This window comes from Endozoicomonas sp. ONNA1 (assembly GCF_024606325.1).
Taxonomy (GTDB): Bacteria; Pseudomonadota; Gammaproteobacteria; order Pseudomonadales; family Endozoicomonadaceae; genus Endozoicomonas_A.
Map to the genome: position 1 here is coordinate 1 of NZ_JAHHPN010000423.1, position 1,582 is coordinate 1,582.

Here is a 1,582-nt window from a genome sequence, read left to right on the forward strand (position 1 = left end):
TTCCTGAAGCCTACCAACACCTACTTTTATTCACTACAGCGAAAGATATTCACAACCTGCAAGGTGTTGAAGAGCTGCTTGTAGAAATCAACTTACGTAGGTGGTCCAGGGAGCCTGACCTGGAATAGCGCAACCGGAACCACTGGAAGCTTTTCAAAGCCTTTATGTCGTTCGATAACATGCAGGTTTAGCTCCGAAAAATAGCCATTCAATGATTAGAGGATGCGACTGTAATGTACCCATTCAGGTGATTTCCGGACTGTATTCTGAGTTGATGTTTAATTTCTTCATATTTCCTGACGGGGTGCTCAGTACATCTGGACAATCCGTTTTTTCAGGTTGCTGGGACTCTGTTGCAATGTGAAATGTCTTGCAAACCGTTACTTGATGCTGATGCTTACAAGCTGTCACACCTTGCTCCATTTTCATACTACCCACACCAGTGTGTGACAGCCCGATTTGCTTATGAACCGCCCTGGATCGAGCATAACCCCGCATAAAAGCCAATGACTCCAGATTGATACTGTAACGCCTGACCCGCTTCCCCTTAGCAGTATCAGCAAGCATTTTCCCAGTCCGCACCTGCTGACTATTGATGACTAATCCGGCCATTCTCAACAATCGATTGACGAAATTGCAGGCCGATTTTGGGCGCTGAAATTTTGCCCCTTCCGAAGTGTTCAAAATCACAGAATCCGGTATCAGCCTGAGCTGGTTCAGCATGAAAGGATACTCATTATGGTAAGCCTCAACTCTATCCACCACCTGCTCTGCTTCTTTCTCCCCCCATGATTGCTGGTAATCCCAGTTGGGAAATAATGGCTTCAGAAGCTCTCGATAAACATCAACGCCAATGGATTCAAATCGTCGATGACAAATGGAAGTGCTTTCCTGATCAGGCTCTGGCCGGTAATGGCTACCATCCGGCAATGGGAACTGCATAAATCGCCTGAGTCGTGTCAGCCCAACCTTCTTCCAGAACTCAATATCCTCACCTTTCAGAGCTACCGGCTCAATACCCAACTCTTCACAGATTCGATAGCGTTCACAACTGCATATTTCCTGTAGCCTTGGTTCGACTTTATGAGACAGCTCATCGTACTGGCTTGCAGAGACGATAGGCGACTGTTGTATCGCTGCCCTCTCCTCTTTTTCCACCTCCTCTTCAGTGGCTTTCCAGCACAAATCAAACGATTCTGATTGTTGTTTACCCTGGTAATACTCCATAGCAAATCCTCGGTTCTGCATCAGATAAAAAAGACCATTGCCGCCCAATGCCTTGAGCTTCACCTGTCGGCTACGCTCTGCTTCACAAAAGCCATCGTATTCCCCCACCGTTACGCCATCAGTATTGCGCACATAGCGTTGGGCGTACTGCAATGCCCGGACTCTGGCCAGCCAGTCCTCATTGTCCTTTTTACCCGGAATCAAATCGGCAACCACAGTAAACTGCTGGGCAGACCTGAACCGCCGGAGCATTTGCACAAACTTCGTCGGCAAAACAACATTATGGGAAAAACCAAACACCTGATCGAACGGCGTCTGAATCGAAACACCTGACTCAATGGCTGGCGTATAGATG

1 protein-coding gene is annotated in these 1,582 nt (G+C 47.6%); it reads right to left on the reverse strand.

Going from position 1 to position 1,582, the window contains the following annotated elements:
• Positions 1 to 243 precede the first annotated feature (243 nt).
• Positions 244 to 1,582 (reverse strand): hypothetical protein (locus tag KDK19_RS09475; protein ID WP_257291824.1); only part of this gene is annotated, 1,339 nt, incomplete at its 5' end.